The organism is Paenibacillus sp. EKM211P, from assembly GCF_011066175.1.
GTDB lineage: Bacteria > Bacillota > Bacilli > Paenibacillales > Paenibacillaceae > Paenibacillus > Paenibacillus polymyxa.
Genome location: NZ_JAAMNS010000016.1, coordinates 1 through 22,863, shown reverse-complemented (window position 1 = coordinate 22,863; position 22,863 = coordinate 1). Strand labels below are relative to the sequence as shown.

At 40.4% G+C, this 22,863-nt stretch carries 22 protein-coding genes and 5 pseudogenes; 8 read left to right on the top strand and 19 right to left on the bottom strand.

The annotated features are described in order from the left end of the window. Positions 1 to 258 precede the first annotated feature (258 nt). A complete protein-coding gene (locus G9G57_RS20015; RefSeq protein ID WP_016821966.1) occupies positions 259 to 579 on the top strand; it encodes a hypothetical protein in 321 nt (106 codons plus the stop codon). A 138-nt stretch (positions 580 to 717) separates the two neighbouring features. Here G9G57_RS20015 and G9G57_RS20010 read toward each other — a convergent pair whose 3' ends face one another. After that, positions 718 to 2,133, bottom strand: a complete 1,416-nt coding sequence (locus G9G57_RS20010) for a helix-turn-helix domain-containing protein (protein WP_164965471.1) — start codon at positions 2,131 to 2,133, stop codon at positions 718 to 720. 342 nt (positions 2,134 to 2,475) lie between these two features. Beyond that, on the bottom strand, positions 2,476 to 3,021 hold the full coding sequence (locus G9G57_RS20005; RefSeq protein WP_052132611.1) for a GNAT family N-acetyltransferase: 546 nt from the start codon (positions 3,019 to 3,021) through the stop codon (positions 2,476 to 2,478). 447 nt (positions 3,022 to 3,468) lie between these two features. Between G9G57_RS20005 and G9G57_RS20000 the strand changes: the two genes are divergently transcribed. Beyond that, positions 3,469 to 3,681 carry a hypothetical protein gene (locus G9G57_RS20000; RefSeq protein ID WP_017427690.1) on the top strand — a complete coding sequence of 71 codons (213 nt, stop codon included), beginning with the start codon at positions 3,469 to 3,471 and terminating at the stop codon, positions 3,679 to 3,681. Between the two features lie 49 nt (positions 3,682 to 3,730). Here G9G57_RS20000 and G9G57_RS19995 read toward each other — a convergent pair whose 3' ends face one another. The 3 genes from G9G57_RS19995 to G9G57_RS19985 form a co-directional block, all read right to left on the bottom strand. Then, positions 3,731 to 4,534, bottom strand: a complete 804-nt coding sequence (locus tag G9G57_RS19995; protein WP_164965470.1) for a discoidin domain-containing protein — start codon at positions 4,532 to 4,534, stop codon at positions 3,731 to 3,733. 829 nt (positions 4,535 to 5,363) lie between these two features. Next, a complete protein-coding gene (locus G9G57_RS19990) occupies positions 5,364 to 6,497 on the bottom strand; it encodes an MFS transporter (RefSeq protein WP_044788169.1) in 1,134 nt (377 codons plus the stop codon). A 21-nt stretch (positions 6,498 to 6,518) separates the two neighbouring features. Next, the gene (locus tag G9G57_RS19985) at positions 6,519 to 7,337 is read right to left on the bottom strand and encodes a MerR family transcriptional regulator (protein ID WP_017427687.1); all 819 of its coding nucleotides are present in this window, start codon (positions 7,335 to 7,337) and stop codon (positions 6,519 to 6,521) included. Between the two features lie 256 nt (positions 7,338 to 7,593). On the opposite strand from G9G57_RS19985, the pseudogene G9G57_RS26040 reads away from it, so the two are divergent. Continuing rightward, positions 7,594 to 7,899: pseudogene (locus tag G9G57_RS26040) on the top strand (SPRY domain-containing protein); the annotation flags it as partial. 119 nt (positions 7,900 to 8,018) lie between these two features. Here the strand turns inward: G9G57_RS26040 and G9G57_RS19975 are convergent. From G9G57_RS19975 to G9G57_RS19970, 3 genes and pseudogenes are all read right to left on the bottom strand, one after another. Continuing rightward, positions 8,019 to 8,441 carry a hypothetical protein gene (locus G9G57_RS19975; RefSeq protein WP_044788171.1) on the bottom strand — a complete coding sequence of 141 codons (423 nt, stop codon included), beginning with the start codon at positions 8,439 to 8,441 and terminating at the stop codon, positions 8,019 to 8,021. A gap of 362 nt (positions 8,442 to 8,803) precedes the next feature. Beyond that, positions 8,804 to 8,926: a hypothetical protein gene (locus G9G57_RS26250; protein WP_258529546.1), complete on the bottom strand. Its 123-nt coding sequence runs from the start codon at positions 8,924 to 8,926 to the stop codon at positions 8,804 to 8,806. Next, positions 8,889 to 10,301 (bottom strand): annotated as a pseudogene (locus G9G57_RS19970) (transcriptional regulator). The gene G9G57_RS26250 and the pseudogene G9G57_RS19970 overlap by 38 nt, the downstream one beginning before the upstream one ends. A 243-nt stretch (positions 10,302 to 10,544) precedes the next feature. Here G9G57_RS19970 and G9G57_RS19965 point away from each other — a divergent pair. Next, positions 10,545 to 10,997 carry a hypothetical protein gene (locus tag G9G57_RS19965; RefSeq protein WP_044788172.1) on the top strand — a complete coding sequence of 151 codons (453 nt, stop codon included), beginning with the start codon at positions 10,545 to 10,547 and terminating at the stop codon, positions 10,995 to 10,997. A 119-nt stretch (positions 10,998 to 11,116) separates the two neighbouring features. Here the strand turns inward: G9G57_RS19965 and G9G57_RS19960 are convergent. Continuing rightward, a pseudogene (locus tag G9G57_RS19960) lies at positions 11,117 to 11,341 on the bottom strand (NucA/NucB deoxyribonuclease domain-containing protein); the annotation flags it as partial. A gap of 362 nt (positions 11,342 to 11,703) precedes the next feature. Here G9G57_RS19960 and G9G57_RS19955 point away from each other — a divergent pair. Next, positions 11,704 to 12,168 (top strand): hypothetical protein, encoded by a 465-nt coding sequence (locus tag G9G57_RS19955; RefSeq protein ID WP_017427681.1) that lies wholly within the window; start codon positions 11,704 to 11,706, stop codon positions 12,166 to 12,168. Positions 12,169 to 12,640: 472 nt separating this feature from the next. On the opposite strand, the gene G9G57_RS19950 is transcribed toward G9G57_RS19955, so the two are convergent. The 6 genes and pseudogenes from G9G57_RS19950 to G9G57_RS19935 all read right to left on the bottom strand — a co-directional run bounded on the left by G9G57_RS19950 (position 12,641) and on the right by G9G57_RS19935 (position 14,794). Continuing rightward, on the bottom strand, positions 12,641 to 13,018 hold the full coding sequence (locus G9G57_RS19950) for a hypothetical protein (RefSeq protein WP_226888586.1): 378 nt from the start codon (positions 13,016 to 13,018) through the stop codon (positions 12,641 to 12,643). Further along, positions 12,972 to 13,208, bottom strand: coding sequence for a hypothetical protein (locus G9G57_RS26030; RefSeq protein ID WP_226888585.1), 237 nt, complete (start codon positions 13,206 to 13,208; stop codon positions 12,972 to 12,974). Before G9G57_RS26030 ends, G9G57_RS19950 begins: the two co-directional genes overlap by 47 nt. A 2-nt stretch (positions 13,209 to 13,210) precedes the next feature. Beyond that, positions 13,211 to 13,357 carry a stalk domain-containing protein gene (locus G9G57_RS26025; protein ID WP_226888584.1) on the bottom strand — a complete coding sequence of 49 codons (147 nt, stop codon included), beginning with the start codon at positions 13,355 to 13,357 and terminating at the stop codon, positions 13,211 to 13,213. Positions 13,358 to 13,381: 24 nt separating this feature from the next. Further along, positions 13,382 to 14,091: pseudogene (locus tag G9G57_RS19945) on the bottom strand (glycoside hydrolase family 25 protein). A gap of 59 nt (positions 14,092 to 14,150) precedes the next feature. Then, positions 14,151 to 14,628 (bottom strand): annotated as a pseudogene (locus G9G57_RS19940) (phage holin family protein); the annotation flags it as partial. After that, on the bottom strand, positions 14,621 to 14,794 hold the full coding sequence (locus tag G9G57_RS19935) for a hypothetical protein (RefSeq protein WP_164965469.1): 174 nt from the start codon (positions 14,792 to 14,794) through the stop codon (positions 14,621 to 14,623). The pseudogene G9G57_RS19940 and the gene G9G57_RS19935, both read right to left, overlap by 8 nt. Positions 14,795 to 15,125: 331 nt before the next feature. Here G9G57_RS19935 and abc-f point away from each other — a divergent pair, with 331 nt between their 5' ends. Beyond that, positions 15,126 to 16,613, top strand: coding sequence for a ribosomal protection-like ABC-F family protein (gene abc-f / locus G9G57_RS19930; protein WP_164965468.1), 1,488 nt, complete (start codon positions 15,126 to 15,128; stop codon positions 16,611 to 16,613). A 279-nt stretch (positions 16,614 to 16,892) separates the two neighbouring features. On the opposite strand, the gene G9G57_RS19925 is transcribed toward abc-f, so the two are convergent. Further along, positions 16,893 to 17,573 (bottom strand): SDR family NAD(P)-dependent oxidoreductase, encoded by a 681-nt coding sequence (locus tag G9G57_RS19925; RefSeq protein WP_025365059.1) that lies wholly within the window; start codon positions 17,571 to 17,573, stop codon positions 16,893 to 16,895. 153 nt (positions 17,574 to 17,726) lie between these two features. Between G9G57_RS19925 and G9G57_RS26020 the strand changes: the two genes are divergently transcribed. Continuing rightward, complete coding sequence (locus tag G9G57_RS26020) at positions 17,727 to 17,999, top strand: TetR/AcrR family transcriptional regulator (RefSeq protein ID WP_238799328.1); 273 nt, start codon at positions 17,727 to 17,729, stop codon at positions 17,997 to 17,999. Further along, the gene (locus G9G57_RS26015; RefSeq protein ID WP_238799327.1) at positions 17,935 to 18,276 is read left to right on the top strand and encodes a hypothetical protein; all 342 of its coding nucleotides are present in this window, start codon (positions 17,935 to 17,937) and stop codon (positions 18,274 to 18,276) included. The genes G9G57_RS26020 and G9G57_RS26015 overlap by 65 nt, the downstream gene beginning before the upstream one ends. A gap of 350 nt (positions 18,277 to 18,626) precedes the next feature. On the opposite strand, the gene G9G57_RS19915 is transcribed toward G9G57_RS26015, so the two are convergent. From G9G57_RS19915 to G9G57_RS19905, 3 genes are all read right to left on the bottom strand, one after another. Beyond that, entirely contained in the window at positions 18,627 to 20,294 is a 1,668-nt protein-coding gene (locus G9G57_RS19915) for an AraC family transcriptional regulator (RefSeq protein ID WP_164965467.1), read from the bottom strand. A 160-nt stretch (positions 20,295 to 20,454) separates the two neighbouring features. Then, complete coding sequence (locus G9G57_RS19910) at positions 20,455 to 21,417, bottom strand: ABC transporter substrate-binding protein (RefSeq protein WP_080902362.1); 963 nt, start codon at positions 21,415 to 21,417, stop codon at positions 20,455 to 20,457. Positions 21,418 to 21,755: 338 nt separating this feature from the next. Further along, positions 21,756 to 22,673 carry a hypothetical protein gene (locus G9G57_RS19905; RefSeq protein ID WP_164965466.1) on the bottom strand — a complete coding sequence of 306 codons (918 nt, stop codon included), beginning with the start codon at positions 22,671 to 22,673 and terminating at the stop codon, positions 21,756 to 21,758. Positions 22,674 to 22,863 lie beyond the last annotated feature (190 nt).

Sequence of the window (22,863 nt, the reverse complement as noted above, 5' to 3'; positions counted from 1 at the left end):
TTGCCAAAAGAAATTACCGAAAATTCTCTCTTGAACCAGGATTGCCAGTTCGATCCCCCCATTAACCCAGCCTAAACAGACGCATCGCAGTTCGCTCCAACCTCAAACGGCAGGTCATTAATCGCATTGGTGCCCAGATGCCAAAGGCTGAGAGTAGCTGCGAGTTCCCAAAAAACAGTTATCAATAAAGCGTACAATCGCAACACGTTAGATCCATTTAAACTAATCAGGAAATTATCCAAGTAGGAGGAAATAACCATGGCATTTGAAGGTTATGGAGAAGACAAGCGCGAACATTGGTTTGACTGGCCGTTCCCCTTATCGGTATCAATACTGTATGTGGATGCAGATGTAGATGAAACAGAAACGAAATGGTACCTCATTGACGAACAAGAAAAACACTTGATCCGAATTAGGGATGAAAAGCAAATTGAACTGCTTCATCATTGCATGTATGGAGTCTTGTTAAATGACGAGAAGATCAACTGGATTATTAATAAAAATGGTGGTAGATTTACCTATCACGATAGTGTGCAAGATTTTATCAAATTCCAGAAAGACTACCTTGATACACTATAAGAGGCGTGAACAGTTAAAGCTCTACCGACCCATTAAGGTTAGCAGAGCTTTCTTTTACTTTAGAATCCACCTATTTGTACAAAGGTCTGAATAAGCTGATCATGAGTGTGAGCGGGTACGATTATAAGAAACAAAAAGCTACTCGCAACGATTAACAATGCCATTCTTTTCAACATTACTTAACCACACCTTTTCAATAAGATTGTGAAACTCCGTTTTGACTTCAGGAGTTGCATGGACTTGAAAACGCACAAACAGGCCCATACAATTTATAAAGTAAGTTTCATTATTTATTATATGTGACTTTAGCATTGCATACATCAAGTGTTTGAAGCCATCATTGTAGTTTCCTTGCTGTAAATAATAATGAGCAATTTCGTAACCAAACCACGCGAAATAGTCTGGCATTACTTGTTGAGTATACATATCATCAGATGTGGGCTGCTCAGAAAACGAATGAATCTCCGTTTCAAAACGAGAAATGACATCATTCACATCTATTCCATATCGGTTAGCCGCTATCATAACGTTCAACAGCTTTGAGAGCTTCTCATTTTCGTTATTGGTTGATGTGGCTACTATATATTCAACATAGTCCGGTAGCACGCTAATATCTCCAGACAGAAGCATATTTACATACGTATTACCTTCCGCCCACTGACTGAACAAGTTTACCCAGTATTGAGTGTCTTCGTCAGTCTCTTTGACCCAGTCTAATTCCGCATAGGCGTATGTATATTGTAGAGCTTGTTGATAATCGCCTTGGGCTTCACAAACACTTGCACACAACAAATCGGCGTAAGCAATATATCCAAATAGTGGGCTCTTTGTCTCCTTTTCATGCTCTTGAGACTTTCGTTTTGCCTGATGTTTTATGGAATATTGAACTTCCGCTTTCCCTCTCATTTGCCGTGCCATTTCCTCAACCTTGTCCCATTTACGTAAAGACCTGTACACGTTTGCCAAATCCTTCAATGCGTCAAGCTGCTCTATTTCGTCCAGACGCTCAATATAAGGTTCAAATAGTATGGCTGCTCTTAGATTACGGTTTTGGTCCTCACCAATTTGAATCGTGAAAATACGATATTGGCAAACTGCCAAACGCTCAGAATGTTGGTATTTCTCCGCTTCAGCTACACTCTCATAGAGCAGCAGTGCAGCCGCATGTCGTCCCTGTGCCAATAATTCCTCCGCAATGTCAAAAAGTTTGGGCGAGTAGAGTAGATTGTCCATGATGGTTCCCACTACTCGACGGATCGCACCCAACTTGTCCAACTCTGCACAACGATACAAAAATGGCTCGATTCGTCTCATATTCGGGGACGTGTCGATGATGTAGTTTTCTATAAATAAGTCGTAAAAGCAGCCCGCTGTTAAACCCATAGCCTCAGTCATTAGGTCAAGCTGATTAACAGACATAGACTTATTACCTGTCACAATGGCACTTACTATTCCCCTATTAATGCCTGCGATATGCCCAAATTGCGCTATGCTCAAACCTTCTTGTTGCAGGTATCTGTCTAATTCCGCCCGAATCGTAGGTGTATGCTTCATGCCATAGCCACCCTTCGCTTGAATATTCCATATTTTTTAAAAACATACTTCATTTTTCACCATAATTAACCATATGTCAATATATTATTCGACTAATATAAACATTCAATTTTTCGCATGAAATGAAATAAAAAACTCATCGCATGTCTCAAATAATAGCATTCCACCAACTATAGATGAGAATAATTAGCATATTAACAGATGGAATTAAATCAAAAGCCACAATAATATCTCACTAAACGTAAAAGTACCCCACTGGCTTTGGCTAGTAGGGTTTCACCGATACTTTCGGATTGCACAACGGGATTCTGTAAATACAATACATTAAATTATCATGATGCATTAGAATTTTGAATAGAAAAATACCGCATTTTCATCTTTGTATTTTGAGTTTGAATAAAGCATAGTGTCCACTGCTCCAATATCAAACCCATTTTTCAAATAAAATCGGCAAGCGAGTAAATTAACATCCTGCGTCTCAAGCGTAAATCCCTGCATTCCTTTTTGTAATGCCCACTCCCTTGCCTTGTTTAACAAGGCAGTTCCTATTCCTTTTCCTCTGCTACTTTCTAATACAATAAGCCTGTCAATAGAAGCAAATTTAGTTTCCTCTACCGTCCCCAGTCTTATATGTCCCAAGCATTTCCTTCCGGAATAGTATAAGAAAGCAATACTGTCATTGCTATTAATATATTCATCAAGATCTTCGTGTTCCGGGTATTTTGACTCATAAGGTTGTTCATAAAGTTCTTCATGATAACTCCATATGCCATTTTCTAGTTTGGGGATAAGTCTCCCTATGACCATGAATGGTTGATCTTTGCATTCGTAATCATCCTTGTTATCAAATGTCATTTCAACAATTTCAATTCCTCTAATTTGCTCCAAAATATCTCTCCTTATTGCTGGACTTTAATACTTGATTGGATTCAATTATAGCATGTTTGTCTCGAATATAATTTCAGTTTACTTCATTCCTTTCGCCTGTTCATATTCCCTCCTGCTAGACATTATGATACTTCCCCAAACGCAAAAAACACCCACCGGCTTGAGCCATAGGGTGTCATCGATGCTGTCGGGTTTGCTCTGCATCCGTCGCGTCAAGTATAATCCGATTGGACTATTTTGTGAATATTAATAGAAGATCTTCTCCTGGTCATATATACTTTTGATAAATTTCCTGATTGCCTGCTAATTGAGTTTGAAGTTTTCTACAAGGAAACAGAATTACTACCTGGTCACAAAGTCCAGACATTTGAATTCCGTGATCATGGTTTACTATTTGAATAGGCTAAAATGAAAACCATCCAGCTTAACAAAAAAGGAGCGATGATTATGAATTTAGAAAGATTCCTAGAAATACATCGCAGGAACATACAAGACAAATTACAAGAGGAACGGCCACGAACTGATGAACAAAAGCAAATAGTGGTAGCATTGTATATCGCCGAAGCGCTGAATCACCTTCGTAATAACCTGACAATGGAAGAAGTCTTGGGACTAACGGAGATATATAGAGATTACCGCCAAACCAGTGCAATGAAGTGATGACATTAAAAAGCTCTGCTAACCTTAATGGGTCGGCAGAGCTTTTAATTTATTTAGAGTATTCACTTACTTCAAACATTAGGATACGATCATACAGCATGTAGTCCTTACGGCTACTGAATGGACCTTTATTGTTATCATGTTTATTGATTGCATAGGATGCTGATCCAGAACCAGCTTGTTTGCCTTCGTACCATGCAATAAAGTCATTGACTTCTTTCATGCTTAGGTCGAATTCTTTCTCCAAGCCAGTTGTCATGGTGACTACTAAAATTGCACGATCCCCGTTTGGAGTCGGTTCCTCTGTTCCTGGGTTAGGAGTGGAACTTGATGCTTTAGACATCATTTCTAATTCGCTAAGAGCTAAATACTGACTTCCATTATTACCTGTAATATTAATTCTATAATCCTTGTATAAATTAGAATTAGAGAAAGTGAATTTTTTGGGAGTACTATCCACCCATCCAGTGATATTTGACTGAGTATCTAGCACATTCCAAGTAATCCCATCATTTGAGCCTTCAAAAGTCCAATCTTTAGGAGCTCGGTCGGTTGCCGTTGTCTGTGGATATATAACGTATTGTTCAATAACTTCAGGTTTAAGAAAGTCATATCTTAACCATGCAGTAGTTTCATTAGATCCCCAAGCACTAGAGATAGTAGCAAAATCTCCGTCAAAAGATCTATATGCGTATGAAAATTCATTGCTCGCACTAGCTACTCCAGATGGCAAAGTGTTAGATGTCATTTTGGGAATTAAATTTTCTGAATACTCTACTTCAGCTGCAAAGACATTTGACAAGGGAAGCGATAAAAGAACTAAAAATAGAATTGTTATACATGCTTTCTTCATTAAATAATCCTCCAATATGTTTAATAGAACTAAGAATAATTTAATTGAGGAAATGTGTCTAAACATAAACTTGCTTATCTATAAATATGTTCTATATTTTTGCATATTTTTTTTTTATTGGGTATTAAAAAAACTCATGCCAGTGCTATACTGGTTGAGTCCTTGTTTTTATTTCACGATAAACCTTACTTTAGTTCCATCAGCACCTGCGTCACCTTCTGCACACATGCCATTGGCGATACTTACCTACCGTTTAGATACATTTGCTTCGCTAAGGGACGAACTTACTCCCACCGCTTTGGAAGAGATTATTTATTAGTATCTGGGCTTAATAGTGAAAAAAGAATACTGGATGCCCGTATTCAAGAAGTGCTCGATATCCTTGTAGAACAGTAAACTGAAGATCACCAAATCAAGGATTTGGCTCGTGGAGTCCGCCTTTCCCTTTCAAGAATTTCCCATCTATTTAAGCAACAATCTGGAAAACTTCTGCAATATACTTTTCGCCCCATCACGAAAATGCGCTGGATGTGGGTTGTCAATCCCCTGATTATTTCTCAAAACAGTTTGCATCTTTTTATGGTCTATCCCTTCAAACTACCGCAAATTGCATCGGGATAACTACTAATCTTCGTGCAATTCTTTCACACAGTAAATAAAGATACACCCCTTAGAGTGGAGATTAGAAGCATCATTGCTCACTCTAAGAGATGTGGAATACATGATGGGCTCACTTGAAGAAGGCGGAATATAATTTTAGTTTCACCCTAGTCAGTCCATTTTATATTTATTTAGTAACAATAGGAGTTCCAGTGCTACTGCTCATTTTTTAAAATAGTAAGATGGCAAGAAGTAAAGCAATGCTTACAGCGGCAAAACCCAGCCAATTCAAAAACAGGACAGATGTACGACTAATGACAATCCCGCCTAATCCAGATCCCAGTGCAAAACCAAATTGGATGAACGAAGTATTTACGCTAAGGGTAATGTCCGGATTTCGAGGCGCTAGAGTAACTAGATATAGTTGCTGGGCGGGGGAAATACTCCACGTTGCTAACATAAAAATCATTAAAACCAAGATTAATACCAAGATATTGACACCCGCTAGAGCGAATAAAAGAAGAGTCGCCCCTTGTAACAGGAGTCCGAAACAAATTGTAAATTTCGATCCTTTTGCATCTGCCAATTGTCCGCCCACTCTTGATCCAACAAAGCTGCAAATTCCCGCCAGGAATAGAACACCGCTAATTTCGGTTATGGAAAGAGAGGATGTGGCTTGCAAGAAAGGCGTAATATAAGTGAACAGTGTAGAATAGCCGCCGATATAAAGTAAAGTAATAACCAAAGCAGTCAGAATTGTTGAATTCCTTAAAATGGAGAGCTGCATTCTGAGGGTAACCTTTTCTTTTTCTTTGATTGCCGGCACCTTTTTATAGATGATAAGTAAAGGAAGAACACTTAACAAACCGATTAAAATAAATAGAACTCTCCATCCAAACATCTCACTAAAAAATGTGCCAATGGGAACCCCGAGCACTAGCGAACTGCTAAGCCCCATCAAAATGATACCGATGGCATTCCCCCTTTTTTCTTTTTCAACGAGTCGTGTCGCTACTGCCATGGCTACCACCGTAGTAATTCCTCCGCTAGCTCCTTGAATCATTCGTACCCATAGTACTGTTTCGTAAGCAAGATCTACAAACATAAGTCCGTTGCTGGCAATAAACACACTAAGGGTGGCCATCAGTAGCTTCTTGCGATCTGCATTTATCGTTAATGCAATCAAAATCGGAGCGATAATAGCTGCTGCGAGAGCAAACACAGTCACCAGTAACCCAGCTTCGGAAGTAGATACTCCTAAGTCCATAGCAATCATTTCAATGACTCCTGTGATAATGTATTCAATGGTTCCGATCAGAAAAACAGCCAGTGCCAGGACATAGATGATCAGTTTATTTTTCAATTCACTCCACTCCTTCTCCAGTTATTTATTTATAATTGGAATTTGTATTTCCATGAATTGTGCATCTTGTTCTGGAGATAATGGTAAATATATTTCCCTACCAGATTCGTTTTCCTTGATCTGATAGTTATTTTTCTCAATCCACGTAGCTAAATGGACACAGGCTGTACAAGCAAAGTTAGAATTTGAACGAAAAGCCATTGTGGCCATCATCGGCTCAGGAGGAAGAGTCCGTAGCCGAAATGGGTCTGGAGATAATAGCAACTCACAGGTTAAAAAGTAACCGACTTCAAACTCGAACTCATCCTCTTTTCCGTCTATTTCTTTCCACAAAACAACCTGCGGACCTTGAGTCAACTGGCGAATTTCCTTTGTTAATAACTGATTAAATTTACGAAACAGGTCTGGAATGTCCTCTTCTCTCCCGCATGCTTTCTGAAAAAGAAACTGCCTGGCACCTTCTGCTTTGACTCTGATTTCTTGCCCTGTTTCGACTTGCCCCTCTTTTTCTATAAGCTGCATACGTTCCTCAATCCTGACAAGTTTGGCTTGTTCCGTATCGATGATTTGCTGGATTTCGCTTCTTTTCAGCTTAAACATCCCTTGAATATTCTCCAATGTAATATCTTCGTGGAGCAACTGTGTAATTTGTGGCAAAGTGAAACCCAATTCCTTATAGAATAGGATTCGGTTGAGCTCAAGAAGCTGATCTGCGGAATAGAAACGGTAGCCAGTATCGCGATCCACCTTTCTCGGCTTCAGTATGCCAATCTGGTCATAATAGCGAAGAGTTTTTAAAGAGACCTTGCTTAGCCTGGAAAACTCACTGATTTTAAACAAAATATCATCTCCAATCTATAACATAATGGGAGTATACAGTTTCCCGTGCAGGGGAAAGTCAAGGGTGTGAATGTTTCTCCTTTTCATATCTAAGATCGATTGCCTTCCTTGTCTCAACCTATGTTGGTGTAAAAGGTCGGAACCACCGTGGACCTGCACCACCTGAAAACCTTTTATACACTTGCTTCCACTCTTTTAAAAATACAATTAATCCTCTTGCGATTTCTTTTATCATACGATACCTTCATAGTATTTAAACACAACACCTGATCCATCAACAAAGCCCGATCCGTCTACAATACCTGGATCATCGGATACAGATAGATCATCGCAACCAACTGGTGATCGCGCTATTTTGACTGTAACAATGGATAATGGATTTGATAAAGAATTCGAATTGAGTAAAAAAGAATTGAACACCTTCATCGCTTGGTATGACGCTAAAGATGCAGGTAGAGGCCCTTCATTCTTTGCCATTGATAAGCACAATAATAACAAAGGACTCCATACTGGTTACATACCAGCGGAATCCTTTCTCACATTTGCTCTAAATTCAAATTGATTAACGAAAAAAGCTCTCCCACCAATTAAGGGGATTAATTCACTTGCTGGCTTGAACAAACACATATTTAACCTTCCGCATCAAATGGCCAGAAGGACAAGTTGTATTCCTAGAGTAATTTAGAGGTTTCCAGGCTGTGAATCAGCTACTCCCCATGTTTCTCCGTCAACTTTATAATCGCTGCCTCTCCACTGAAGTATGTAGTCTCCAGAACGCAATCCGTCGCTAAAACCTTGGTCTGTAGATTTCCAAGTCACTGTGTCGTGAGGAACGATTATTAAACTTTCAATATATAGTTTGTTTGAACCGCTGTGAGTTAAACTTACTCTTACTGGATGATCAGAGTGATTCTTCATACAAAGTTTAACATGACCCCATCCTTTAGGGACACTAAAGGCTTCTTTTACAGTTGCGCTTCCACCCGATCTTTGAGAAATTATATTGTTTCCACTAGTTTTACTGGGTGAAGCTGGAACTGCACCTACCGTAGTTGCTATAGATAAAGATAAAATCAAGAACTGAAATATTCTTTTTTTCATCATTTTCCCCTCCTATTTTTGATATGGTCTACCTTAAAGTGACGACACCATCTACAATCTGGTAGGTCCTTTCACTTCTACTCTAAATTCAAACTATTACGAAAGAAACACGATCCATTAATCTTAACCGACTCCAGTGTAAACTTCTCCACCGTAGTCCACAATATTTATCAAACCCTCTCCCAACGGCTGTACTACACATACTCTTACTATCCTAATGCAGCTGTAAATAGTTCTATACCCGGCTTTAACATTTTATATGTATGGTTCATACTGATCACCTCAGATAGTTATTCTGCCGTATGTGTGGTAATTCCTGCACTAAAGAAAGCTCTACCAACCATAAGGTTAGCAGAGCTTTAGCTTTAAAATCCTCCAATGGTAACGTTAGGCTGAATACTACGGTGATGGTTAAAGGCTTGATCCGGCACAGTAACAATCAACAAAAAGCTAGCCGCAATGATTAGAAGTACCACTTTTTTGAACATTGTTTTCCCACACCCTTTCAATAAGATTGAAATACTCAGCTTTAGTTTCAGGAACCGCATGGGCTTGAAAACGAACAAACAACCCCATGCAGTTTATAAAGTAAGTTTCATTATTTATTATATGTGACTTTACCATTGCATTCATCAAATATTTAAAGCCATCAATGTACTTCCCTCGATGTAAAAAATAAAAACCTAACTCATAACCAAACCACGCGATATAATCCGGTATCACTTGTCTGGTGTACATATCATCTGATGATAGTTGTTGTGAAAAGTCCCGATAAGGGTTTCAAATCGTTTTAGTATATCGTCTACATCTATGCTATATTGGTTTGCGGCAATTATAACATTAAGCAGTTTTGATATCTTTTCATTTTCGTTAGTCTCTGATGTCGCTACAATATATTCAACATAATCATGCAGCACATTTATATCTCCAGATAAAAGCTTATATACGTAAGTATTACCTTCTGCCCACTGACTGAACAAGTTCATCCAGTGCTTAGTATCCTCGTCGTCCTCTTTAACCCAGTCTAAATCAGCATAGGCATATGTATATTGTAAAGCTTGCTGATAATCGCCCCGGGCTTCACAAACACTGGCACACAATAGATCAGCATAAGCAATATCCAAATAACGGTCCTCTTGTTTTCTTTTCTAGCGTTCCATCTTTGTGTTGCTCGTTATGGACAAACGAGTATTGGATTTCAGCTTTAGCTCTCATTTGCCTTGCCATTTCGTCTACCTTGTCCCATTTACGCAAAGACCTGTACACGTTAGCTAAATCCTTCAGCGCGTCAAGCTGTTCTATTTCATCTAAGCGTTCGACAAAAGCCTCAAAAACGGCTGCTACCCTAACATTTTGGCTTTGATCGTTCCCAATCTGAATCGTAAATATACGATATTGGCAGACTGCCAAACGTTCAGAATGTTGATATCTCTCCGCTTCAGCTACCCCTTCATAGAGCAGCAATGCAGCCTTATGTCGTCCCTGTACCAATAATTCCTCTGCAATTTCAAATAGCTTGGGTGAATAAAGTAGATTGTCCATGATGGCTCCCACCACTCGACGGATCGCATCCAACCTGTCCAACTCCGCACAACGAAACAAAAACGGTTCGATTCGCCTCATATTGGGTGGATGGTCGATGATGTAGTTTTCTATAAATAGATCATAAAAGTGACCTTCTGGTAAACCCATAGCCTCAGTGATTAAGTCAAGCTGGTTAACAGACATAGACTTATTCCCTGAAACAATGGCGCTTACCACTCCCCTATTCATGCCTGCTATATGTCCAAACTCCGTCATGCTCAAACCTTCTTGTTGTAGGTATCTGTCTAATTCTGCTCTAATCGTAGGTGTATGCTTCATGTCATATCCACTCTTCATACATAAATTCCAAAACTTATATATTATTGCATTCTATTGTTGTTCATAATTTAACAGTTGTCAATAAGTTTTGAAATATTTGTCATGCAATACTTAAAAGAATTATATATTTCCGAATATTAATTTTTTTTACCATTTTGTTAATGAAAATGTACATTTTATTCCTTTTTATGTGCTATGATTGGTCAGTAGTACAAATTATACCATTCGGGAGGACGGTTTTTGATGAAGCTTAAAAACACAGCAATCATTCTTACAGGTCTATTGGCTCTTACGGCAGTAGCTCCGCTGGCTGCTTCCGCCACACCAGTTATGGGGGTTGAATTACCAAAGAGGCATGGAGGTATAGTTATCCAGTCAACTGGTCAAGAAGTACATGAGGTTCTTGGCGGGACAAGTCCGACGATGGAGTTTACTGTCAAAAAAGGTTATGGACATGTAAAGATTAAAGTGAAGAATACAGGAAGCAACACAATTTCGTGGAGCTTGCAGGGTAACGGGAGAGAATACCTTAATAAAACTGTTGGCAAAGGTGATACATTAACGTGGACTAGTCTTAATTCATACCCTAACGGGATGCCATCAGGGGAATACGTAATTCAATTCCGAGCTGGCGGTAACAGAGTTGAAGGCGAAGCTTGGGGTACTACCGGTCAGTACCCATCAGACATTAACTAACCAACCTCAAGCAGGGGAGTATCTTTGGAGTTATATCCGAGACACTTTATGAATTCAATTTTGCTATACTTAGTGTCTACTAAGCCCAGCTAACCTTAATAGGTCGGCCGGGCTTTTTACTATTTAACGATAAATTCAACTTTTGTTCCGTTAGCATAGTCGTCCAGCTTGTGACCGACCCACGATTCTGCTCCACGATTATCCTTTGGACTTATGTACTTAATGTCTGCACCTTCGGAACACATCGCCATAGGCCATTCATCACGATCCTTGCCCCTCTTGGTAGGTACACACTTTAGGAACAGGTCGCGTTTATGATCAGCTCTATCACGTTCAATGGTACAAGGGTGTCACTGATGCTTCTATATAATACCGATTCTTTCTAAAATGCACATAATAAAATGCTAAATAGGGCCTTTTCTACTATATGAAATTTACCTTTCATTCTTTATAATTACAAATATAGTTAATATATTACAGGAGGTGACCTCTCTAATAAGGAATTAATTAGATTTAGTAACATAGTCAGTAACCATCGAGACACTGCTTTGACGCTTCAGACAGTGACATGGCTCACTACACTTATCTGTTCAGTTGCGATGTTTTAGAGTAATAATAACCCGGTTGATAAATAGACTTACCTTTTAAAAATAGGATAAAAAAACTAGATATCTAATGCGGGAACAACTTGAGAGGATGAAATTTAATGAGAAATAAATGGTTTTCAATTTTATTAATGGCAATGATTACTTTAGTCACCATTCTTCCTAGTTATCCTGAAACAGTTTCAGCAGATACCTACCATGTAGGCCAAACCTGGGAAGTTAAAGATGGAGGTATGTCTTACACCTTTGACCTAGGAAATCCTGGAGTTCCAAGAAATATGTATAGCATAAAGAGTGTTTTCAATGCAAAAACGGAAGATCGTGGAGCTAGTCCTGAATGGGTTTATCTGTATTATTCTCAGGATGGAGTAAAATGGTACTTAGAGGATTCGACCCCGTTGCATTATGACAGATATGATGGTGTTTACACTATTCCTTGGACAATATTCAAGAGTAAACACCCAGAAGTGAGCCATATCCGGTACGTTAAGATAGAAACTGAACATACGCTGGTATCCATTAAAAACATTCGCTTAGAAGTAGTGGACAGATCGGTTGCTTACTAGTACGCGTTTAATTGTCTGATGACGAAAAGGAGCGTTTAGTGTTTCAAAGTATACTACTGAAAAACGGTTGCTGAGAGGATTTGTTACAGGCCCGAGTTGGCTAGTCAACAACAATGAAAAAAGTAACAATAACATAATAGGTAGTTGTACTGTTAATTATAAAAAATGTAAATATAAAGCGCCTCTTTGAATTCATTGTAAATGATCAGGAGGCGCTATATTCTTAAGGAAAGCTGCCAGCTGATTCAGCAAATTAACTGACCCTACTAATGGTTACGATTATTCAAGCTAGTCAGTCCCCGTAACTCCAGCCGACTTCCCATCCACACAAGCCTCGACCAAGATGTACGAAATCACCGCCTCAAATACACCAATTACACCAGTTACTTAGATAACCATATTGCTATCCACTCCAAAAATAATGTGCACAGTAGCTTCTTCACATTTCAGATTATGCAACAGTTCTATTGCTCTATTCAGTGGATGGGTGCACTTGAACATCTCCTATCGATGTTGGAATAACCTCAGCTTCATATTGCACCTTAACAGGAACGGTATTGGATACCTCCGCCGTAGCCTGTGCCAAGAAATCATTAAGCTTTGCAGCAAGACCCGATACAGCTTCCTTAGCTGCGGCCTGTGCTGCCTCCTCGTTTGGCTGTGCTTCAGTAGCCAGTACCGCTTTTGTTTTGGCCTTATACTCCAGATATGCCTTCTCAATCGCTGCTTGAAGCTCCACAACTGACACTGTAATGCCTTGTTCTGCCAAACGGAGTGTAGCATACTGTAAAGCCTCCTGAAGCTTACGCTCTCCCCCTGCCTGCTTGAATGCTGTCTGAGCAAAAAGCAAATCCTTCCCCTGCTATCTTATGAATTACCTCTCTCTGTGCCGCCGAAGTACGGGCTTCCAGCCACACGTTAACCTTAGTCTTGAGTTTGTTCAGACCTCCTAAAACAAATGCTGTAAGCACACCCGCAGCGGCTGTGACGATGGTATTTACGTAAGGTTGTACATTTTCAATAATGGTTTGTGTTTGCATGATTATTTATCCCCTTTCAATTTCAAAGCAGCGATTTTATTTTTGGCATCCCATGAAACCTCAGCTCCGTAAGATTCTGCAATTGGCCGGAGTTGCACGTAAGCTGCACCTTCTACAAGTTGCACAGACTGCAATTTACGGCCGTCCAAATACGCCACCTTATTGGAGTTATCTCAATTGCAAGATACCCCAAGAGCCGTAGCCAAGGCCCGCAGGGGCACATGAGTTTTCGAACCAAACAGCAGCGCCTTTCCCAGCGTCTTACCACCCACCTGGAATACAGCATCTTTTACGAACTCCTTCTTAGGTGCAGCAGTTCCCTTACCGAACCGCGCCCGCATCTCGTCTACCGTACCATTGTACTCATTCAGATCCACCGGGCCAGCGATGCCAGCCACCTTACGCTTGCTGGACGGCAACATGCCTCCGTTTTCCCCATCGCTGTACTGCCAAAAATCCCAACGTGACCAGCCGGATGCATCCGCTGGAGCCTTTGTGGCATGGTATCGCGCAATCCATAGCGGGTAATTGCTCAAACCCGAAAAGTTACCGATAAATGACGGATATGTGTATATGATAGGCTTCACGCCAGTCATGCGCTCTACTTCCTCCAGAAACGCCTTAGCGACCGCCGTGACAGCCGTTTTGCTAAGGTTGGATTGGACTCATAATCCATAACAGGCGGCAAATCGAACGTGGACACGCCTTCAGCGGCCTTGATGGCAGAAACAAAGTTTGCTGCCTCTTGTCGGGCCAGATCTGGCGTGGTTGCATAATCATCAACGTAGTGATACGCCCCGATCATCAAGCCAGCGGCCTTCGCATCCTTCACAAACCGCAGAAATGTTTTGGATCGAAACGACTTGCCCTGAGTTGCCTTTATAAAAACGAACGATATGCCATCTGCGGCAACCTTTTTAAAGTCGATGTTTCCCTTGCGCGTTACCTTTTTTCCTTGCTTGCATCTTCTCTATCCCCTTCCTGACTTCCACTTTTACTTTTTAGAACCTCAACCGCTTGCCGTACCACTGGTGGAATTGGCGCTCCAAGCCTGCCCCCGTTTTCTAGAATCGAAAGCAGCTCATTTGCCATATAAAAATAGGCGATTGCATCCCGGAATAGGTGCGAATCGCCTAAGACTCCATCAATCAGATGGGATACTGCTACCATTGCAAAGATAAATACCTCCAATAAGACCAATCTTACTTTTTAAACCAGGTCCAGTACCCTTCTCACCTTCTGCACCAGCAGCAAATAATCCAATCACATAATCAATAGCGACCAGAGCAAGCACCACCCCAATACTCCCGACCACCCATAGTAAAAATACGCCACCGTGCTACCTAAAGTGGCGCTAAATTTAAAAATCTCCCACTTATCCAGCCTTCTTCCCCCATCTCTGCTCAGGAAAATTATCCTGCCCCCTCTTCGTTTGGTTTCTTTTCCTTCAATTCCTGTGCATTTATCTCTGCTAATGCATTTCCTACCACCATATTCAAAATTTTAAGTATTTCTTTCTGGCGTGCTGGTTGCAAAGCAATGACAGCAGAAGATTGTTGAATAACAGTAATCAATCTAAATAGCATGTCGATCTACGCGAGGCTTCAGCCTAAACGGAACTAACACAGGTTGTAGTTAAATTACTATTGTGATAAACTGGATGTAATTTGATGATGGGAGTTGAACGGATACATGTAGAACTTTCTTGCTTCGAGATCATGAAAAGAACGGACGCAGCGATTGGCTGTGGTCGTTTTATTTCATCTCTGCAAGAAAGCTCTGCGTTTCGTTTGCGCTCCCTCTCCGGACAGTCATACGGCCCCTTAGACCGGGGTCTTATTTCCTCGTATGGATTAGAGCCGCAAGAAAGCACCTTTCTTGCGGCTCTTTTTATTTCCAAACGAAAGGATGATTGCCATGCCCGCCATTCAGGTAACCAATCTTACTTTTGCCTATCCAGGCAGCTATGACCCTATATTCGAAAATGTTCATTTTCAAATTGATACAGACTGGAAGCTGGGCTTTACGGGGCGAAACGGTCGAGGTAAAACGACGTTCTTAAACCTGCTGCAGGGGAAGTACGAATACAACGGTACGATCTCCACACCAGTTGCCTTTGATTATTTTCCATTTCCCGTCGAACACCCGGAGTATTTGACCTTAGATGTCGTCGAAGAGATCGTACCAAGCTTTGAGAACTGGAAGCTGATGCGTGAACTGAACCTGCTTAAGGTTTCAGAAGACGTGTTGTACCGACCATTCGAATCGCTGTCCCAAGGAGAACAGACGAAGGTATTACTAGCCGTGCTCTTCATCCAAGACAATCGATTTCTGCTCATCGACGAGCCGACCAATCATCTCGACTTGCACGCACGCAAGCTAATTGCCGATTATCTGAATACGAAGCGCGGTTTCATTCTTGTTTCACACGACCGGGCTTTTCTCGACCGCTGTGTGGATCATATTCTAGCGATCAACAAAACGAATATCGAAATCCAAAAAGGCAACTTCTCCAGCTGGTGGACGAACAAAACTCGCCAAGATACATTCGAAATGGCACAAAACGAAAAGTTGTACAAAGACATAAAGCGTTTATCAGCTTCCGCTAAACGTACTAGTAGCTGGTCTTTCGAGACCGAAAAATCTAAAAACGGCACACGAAATTCCGGTTCCAAACTTGACAAGGGGTACGTCGGGCATAAGGCAGCCAAAATGATGAAACGCTCAAAATCCATTGAACAGCGGCAACACACTGCTTTAGAGGAAAAATCAAAACTGCTCCGAAATATCGAACAGTCAGAAAGCCTTGCGATCTCTCAGCTCGTGTATCCCAAATCGGAACTGGCGATGCTGGATCACGTCACGATTTACTACGGGGAAAGAGCAGTTTGCAAGAACGTTAGTCTGACGATTGAACCAGGAGATCGGATTGCAATTTCAGGCCCAAATGGTTCAGGTAAGTCTAGCTTGCTTCACCTGCTCAACGCTGAGGAGCTGCACTATACAGGTACGTTTCAACGGGATCCGCAGCTTCGTGTTTCCTATGTATCCCAGAATACTTCTCATTTGCGAGGTACGCTTTCCGATTATGCAGCAGAGCACAGAATTGACGAAAGCTTATTTAAAGCCGTGTTGCGTAAGCTAGATTTCGCCCGCATCCAATTCGAGAAGGATATATCGGCGTTCAGCGGCGGGCAGAAAAAGAAGGTTCTGATCGCGAGAAGCCTATGTGAGGAGGCTCATCTGCATATTTGGGACGAACCGCTCAACTTTGTCGACGTGATTTCCCGGATGCAAATTGAGGAGCTGCTGCTTGAGTACACGCCAACCATTGTATTCGTGGAGCATGATCGGGAATTTCATGACCGTGTCGCCACGAAAACGATTGAACTCGGTGGGGATTAGAATTTTACAAAGTGACTTGGAGTAAGACATAATTTTAATGGCAGAAAGCTTAGCACCATAACTTTTATAAAAAGAGAAAAGATTGAACTAAAGGCACGCAATAGTTAAATCAAACATCGGCAGTCTAGGATTTTATTTTTTCGTCCACGGCTGCCGATGTTTTTATTGAAGACAGTTTAATAGGCTTATATTATTCTACAGCGGGCTCGCTTCTTCTGCTCTACTCTCCCTGTCAATCCTATAAGATTTTTAAGACATCCACTTATCTCTTTTATTATATTAGTTTGACAATTTGGTTGGGTTAATCTCTTGTGGGAAAGTATCTTCAAAACAATCCTTTTTCTCATATAAATTGTACCAAGCCTCAGCAATAAGATCTGGATCTCCAGCCGTACCTGCTTGTATGACAGTGCCAATTGAAAGATGACCGACATATATGCCTTTTTCTTTCAACTCAAAATGCAAATTTGTAGCATAATTACGAACACCACTCATTACCATACCAACATTTCCAACAGACGGGTAGGAAACCATTGCAGATATTCCGGTGGTCAATAGAATTGCACCCGAAGCATTATTTATCATACCTGGTATTACTTCATTCACAGAAAGAACGGCAGGGAGTAAGTAACCTTTTACCTGTTCTAACACATCTTCTGCTGTTGTTTCTAACACATGCTTGAAATGCGTAGGTCCTGCATAGGGGCTGAATTCCAAAACATCAATATGACCAAAGTCTTGTTTAACAGCATCTAATGCTTGTTTTAGTGCTGGCAAATCCCTGACATCCGCTTCATAAGATTTCGCTTCAATATTTAGCTTCTTTAGTTCGTTCACGATTATGGCCAATTTCTTAGGGTTACGCGAAATGACAGCAACCCTAAATCCTTTCTCCCCAAATTTTTTTGCAAGGGACAACCCCAATCCAGGTCCTGCACCGATAATTGCTATAGTCTTCATTTTATACAAACTCCTTTTTTTGTGGTATACATATAACAACACGTGTTGTTTTAACATCTTAAATTCAATACACAAAACGAACAACCAACAATATAGTTACCAATGTTGCTATAGCAACAATATTAAAGAATTATTGGGTTAGGAGTGAATCAATTGGGGACAAAAGTAAGAAATTTACGAACAACTTATACTAAGGAATCTTTAGTTAACGCTTTTTTTAATTTAGCAACTAAGAAGGATTTTGAAAAAATAACAGTGGCAGATTTAACAGAGGGAGCGCAAGTAAATCGAGCTACTTTCTACGCACATTTTAACGATAAGTACGATTTATTGAATTACATTATGGGAAATTCCGCTTCAAATGCTATTGCAAAACGGACAACAGGATCAAGAAAGTATAAGCCAACTTGTTTTAGCTGTTTGTGATTTTTACCAACAACCGAGATTACAATGTCGCCAAAGTAATATAAGTTTAGTAATATCCCAATTAAAAGAAAAAATATTGAGTGAATTGAAATTGTATTTGCTTAAGAGCATAGAAAACTTATATACCGATATGGAAAAAGATCTATTCGTATCTATTTATGCAAATGTAATCCATGAAGCTGGTTTTTTATGGGCTTCTGGAAAAGCAAAATTGAACAAAGAAGAAATAGCTAAGAAAATTTCGTTATTCGTATTAGGTGGGCAGAACTCTCTCTAATGCTGGCTTTTACCCACTTGCTTGATTTTTTTCATCCTCTCTCCTACCAGATAAGAAGCAATAAAAAAACACAAGCATTGCGCTTGTGTTTTTTTGATGCAGCCCATATCAGATTACTCTCGAATTTTCGTAGCAATTTTCATCAAATCGTCAAAAGTGGTTTTTAAACTGCGCTCTTCATCCACTGTTGTTTTATGCGAGCTCCCTGCGCTAAAATTGAGTACATTCCTCGTTAATCGAGTTATGCTGGTTAAGCGCTGTCCGCGATCAGGCGAAAACGCCTTTGAATGGTGTGCGTAGCCTGTGACGAAAGTTGAATTAATAGTGATTAGGGTTTAAGCCTCCTCTAATCACTTAATTTTCTTATTAAATATATACGGTAGCACCTCTAGCAACCGTCCTCGCGTAATGGGATCATCATAATTCCATGTAGTGTCCACAAAATGAGTGTTACCGTTACTTAAATCGGCTAAAGCCGCGATATGTGAACAGTGAGCAACCGTTTGCAATTCCTGGCGAGGAGCCAAGACGAAATTGCGATCGCCAGCATAGTGATTTATTTGATGCTGCTGAATTTCTATCCATGCTTGCCCTTGCTCGATTAGGTGCATCACATTGGCAGAAGGACGAAAGGCAAGAGATTCATACAAGGTGGCAGCCAATCCGCTCTGGCCCATAATATAAAGTTTTGTACCAAACTTGAGATAAACAGCAGCCGTCTCTCCAGCAACATAAGCATCTGCTAATTGCCTACGTAACCATCTTACTTTGTCCTCATATCTGGTAATCCATTTCTCCGCAGCGTTACTACGTTCAACTAGTTTAGCGATATACCGTAACCGTTCAAACAGTCTAAACTTACTGTTAAGTATAACAGTAGGAGCGATCGTATCTAGTTTCTGCAAATCTTGTTCAGGATGCACATAGCTAAGCAATAATAACTCCGGCTGTAGTTGTGCAATTTTATCTGGATCTGCCCAATACCCAAGATTATGAATATTTCGCAACTTATTGTGATAAATCACGTTATCTTTCATGATCGAGATGGCCGCCCCTATAGGGGGCATGGCTAAAACGAGTAATTCTCCAAGCGTAAATTTGCCATCTGTCACAATACGTGTTGTATCTTTGGGAACATGAATCTTTCTGCCAAATGAATCGATAACTGTTCTTTGCCGAGTACGAAGATGAATATTCGAATATTCACGCGGAGTGTGTCCAGTTAATTTATGAAAGCACCGGCTGAAATAATATTCATCCTTAAACCCAATTTGCCGAGATATTTTGCCCAATGTCTCGGTCGAATTACGCAGAAGTCCTTTGGCATGGTTTATGCGTAATTGGACCAAATAATCATTTGGTTTTTTGCCAGTCATTATTTTAAACTTCTGACTATATTGCCATCTGACCATTCCAGCCATGGAAGCAAGTTTTTCAACGGTTAAGTCCTCATCATAATGCTGTTCCATATAATGCACAGTTTGTTGAACCAAGTTTATCTTTTCATTGTTCTGCGAATGGGGAACTTGCTCATCGAACTGAACCATCAACCCCAGAATGAGCTGAAGTCTACCTTGCATCATAGCCATTTCTGATGTGGATGGAGAGGAACAGCATTGGTTACTTATCCATGCTTCTTTCCCTAATACTCGATTGACTTGAGAAATTAACAGATTATAGGGAGAACCACAAAGCAAAGGTGGATGAGCAACCGGATTCAAAGTCATTCCTTCTACTTCAAAGGTTTCAAAGATAAAGCGTACAAGCTGTGCCTCTTTGTTGCTTGATTCCATAGTATAGCGCTGTACAGGCAAAATCAGAATGCAGCTTCCTTGTCGCAGATCGATTGCAATGTTGTCTACATACAGCCGTATGCCGTGACTGAGTGCTATCAATAATGTGCATAAATTTGTTTCATTGTCATTCATTCCCTCATTGTGGCTGTTCGCTAGAATTATCTGGTCAACTTGAAACCTATCATAGTGTTGCAGCCTAATATACAGGGGTGCTAGATTCATAAGCAACTCTCCAACAATTGAAAATGAGAATCATTATCGTTATTGTAACATATAAAGACCTGCTTTCAACTATAAACTATAGTTCAGCTTTTAATAGTTGGAGTATGTACTATTTTAGAAAACTAGCGATATAAAGAACTGAATGTGCCAAAATAATTTCTTACTGTTGGTCCATCCATTGTGGCATCTGTTTAAACAATTGCTCCAAAGCTAACAAATTATCTGTATTCCATTCACTAGGAATAACATGAACATTTCCCTTTTGAACTGCAGGCAAAGTTGCCCATATCGGTCTTTGGAGCAGTCGGTCAGCTTCTGTTTTACTTTCACCATCATCTTGTACAACTACAAACAAATGATCACCAGCAAATTCTGAAAGCACTTCTTCTGAAATATTAACGAAAGACACGCCTTCTTTATCAAGAATATTCTTCTTTACAGCTGGTGGGACGGCAAAACCGTTCTCCCCATAAATAATAGCACCCAGGCTACGATCGCCCATAACATAAAGAGTTTTACCCAACTGGTAGAAAATTGTTGCTGTCTCCCCGTCTGCTAATTGAAATTTATCAAACATTTCTTTCGACTGTTCTTTATACTTAGCAATCAATTGAGCTGCCTCTTCCTGTTTGCCAAAGATATTTCCCATCTCCTTTACACGTTCTGTATAAGGAAGAGCTGGGTTAAAGGGGATAGTAGTAGCAATTTTCGACAATGCCTCATTATGATCTGCTTCTGCTTTGTAATAACCATTAATAATCAGATCGGGTTTTAAACTCAGAATCGTCTCTAAGTCACCCGGGTTTCCAACATCAACGATTCCTTCAAGTCTACCTTCATAGTAACTAGGAATATCTTGGGGAAGGTTATTACCAACAACCGGGATGCCCATCGCCAAGAAATCACCAATTGTCTGGCCAATATAAACCACTCGTTTGGGATCTGCAGGTATTTCAACCTGTTTACCTGTTATCGTTGTATATTGAACAGTTTTCTCACTTTCCTCTTTCTGTTCATCAGACACGCTGCTATTAGCATTAGAAGTACTGCATGCCGATATTATCAACAACAGGAGGAAACTCCCTACCCAGAGTATAATTTGCTTTCCATGTTGTTTCTTCACACTTGTTGCCCCTTTCCTTCTCTCTAATAATTGAAAATGATTATCATTTAAGGCATTATTATAGGTTGTGTGAAAAGGGGAAACAATGAAAAAAACGCAACGGTTTATTTGGAAAAATGTCAATGATCGTCCCACACAAAACATCTGTTCTTTTATTTCATTTATAACTAAACAGATACGAATGAGATATATTTTAACAAATCCTCATGGTTTAGTTTATTGAGCTACCTCAACAAAGCCTCTTCTTTTGCTTCCCGTTTTACGGTAACTTTCCCCTCTAAGCCTTCCTATCATGGTCCGTTCCTCTTCCAACATGAGATCCTTTCTAAAGGAAGTCTTTATGCATAGGTATACTCCGGTCCCAATCGTTCGATAACTCGATCCAACTGTCTGGTTAAATAAGGCGAAACGTCACCAATGCCAGCTACTGCTTCTAACAAGGGAAAGGGTTGTCCACCCCACGGGCCTTGTGGATCAAAGACTTGTCTACCGATTTGCAAGCCTCCTGTTTCCTTGAAGATGTTCAATCGTTCCAATCCTTCAATAAGCAGCCCGACCGGCAGCGTTTTGTTCCTACGTTGGGACCATTCTGCCAAGAAGGACATACCGCGTAATATATCATATTCAAAAAACCTCGGAAAGCAAGGCTTCAGCCATTCCAAATCGATGACGCTTCTATTTTGTTTAGAACATACAAGACGATGCTCAATTAAATAACGTGCTCCTTCATCTAAGAAAACGGCTTCCTGTTCAGTAAATTCACGGTCTATATGCCATAAGATAGCTTCAAGCGGAGGAAGTGTTGAAACAATAGAGCTCTTTTTAGAATGAGTATAAGCTTCAGGGTCGCAGTTCAGCCCGCCATCAGGTAACTGATGCTTTAAGAGCCATTCGCGAATCCAAGGCAGTTCCTTGTCCAAATCACAGCCATACGCCATTAGAATCATATAGTATACGGCAAGTTCACAATGGCAGCAATCCAACTTCATCTTATCACTTTCACTTGTTGGATGGTCATCGGCGGATATGATGAAGGTCGGCCAGACCTGAGTTTCGAGTAAATATTTTGCTCCGACAATAGCAGACTCGGGAATTAGTTTCACCTCTCCCATTTCATAAAGAGCAGCCATATGCCACCAAGCTCCATCCCATTTTCGACGGCTGCACTCGCCGTGAGTCATCCCCAAATGCGAAGTAGATTCAAGGAACTGTATAGATTCTTCGATTGCTAAACGAATATTTTGATTTGTTTCCATCTGGGTACCTCCTTTTTGATTATCTCTACTTCACGCTTCAGTTAAGCAACGCCTTACTTCGTATAACCATCCACTTTTAAAAAATTCGATATGTTATTAAACTATCCTGCCCGTTCGTATTATGAGATCAACCAGTTCTTTCTGGTTGATCCTTTTTTCATTTGCATAGAGGATTAAGGTAGCCTGGTCG

What these genes read in the sequence shown, in the direction of transcription:
- G9G57_RS20015 (WP_016821966.1), top strand. Translation starts at nt 259, where the DNA reads ATGGCATTTGAAGGTTATGGAGAAGACAAGCGCGAACATTGGTTTGAC.
- G9G57_RS20010 (WP_164965471.1), bottom strand. Translation starts at nt 2,133, where the DNA reads ATGAAGCATACACCTACGATTCGGGCGGAATTAGACAGATACCTGCAA.
- G9G57_RS20000 (WP_017427690.1), top strand. Translation starts at nt 3,469, where the DNA reads ATGAATTTAGAAAGATTCCTAGAAATACATCGCAGGAACATACAAGAC.
- G9G57_RS19995 (WP_164965470.1), bottom strand. Translation starts at nt 4,534, where the DNA reads ATGAAGAAAGCATGTATAACAATTCTATTTTTAGTTCTTTTATCGCTT.
- G9G57_RS19975 (WP_044788171.1), bottom strand. Translation starts at nt 8,441, where the DNA reads ATGATGAAAAAAAGAATATTTCAGTTCTTGATTTTATCTTTATCTATA.
- G9G57_RS26250 (WP_258529546.1), bottom strand. Translation starts at nt 8,926, where the DNA reads ATGTTCAAAAAAGTGGTACTTCTAATCATTGCGGCTAGCTTTTTGTTG.
- G9G57_RS19965 (WP_044788172.1), top strand. Translation starts at nt 10,545, where the DNA reads ATGAAGCTTAAAAACACAGCAATCATTCTTACAGGTCTATTGGCTCTT.
- G9G57_RS19955 (WP_017427681.1), top strand. Translation starts at nt 11,704, where the DNA reads ATGAGAAATAAATGGTTTTCAATTTTATTAATGGCAATGATTACTTTA.
- G9G57_RS26030 (WP_226888585.1), bottom strand. Translation starts at nt 13,208, where the DNA reads ATGCAAACACAAACCATTATTGAAAATGTACAACCTTACGTAAATACC.
- G9G57_RS19935 (WP_164965469.1), bottom strand. Translation starts at nt 14,794, where the DNA reads ATGCTATTTAGATTGATTACTGTTATTCAACAATCTTCTGCTGTCATT.
- abc-f (WP_164965468.1), top strand. Translation starts at nt 15,126, where the DNA reads ATGCCCGCCATTCAGGTAACCAATCTTACTTTTGCCTATCCAGGCAGC.
- G9G57_RS19925 (WP_025365059.1), bottom strand. Translation starts at nt 17,573, where the DNA reads ATGAAGACTATAGCAATTATCGGTGCAGGACCTGGATTGGGGTTGTCC.
- G9G57_RS26015 (WP_238799327.1), top strand. Translation starts at nt 17,935, where the DNA reads ATGCTATTGCAAAACGGACAACAGGATCAAGAAAGTATAAGCCAACTT.
- G9G57_RS19915 (WP_164965467.1), bottom strand. Translation starts at nt 20,294, where the DNA reads ATGAATCTAGCACCCCTGTATATTAGGCTGCAACACTATGATAGGTTT.
- G9G57_RS19905 (WP_164965466.1), bottom strand. Translation starts at nt 22,673, where the DNA reads ATGGAAACAAATCAAAATATTCGTTTAGCAATCGAAGAATCTATACAG.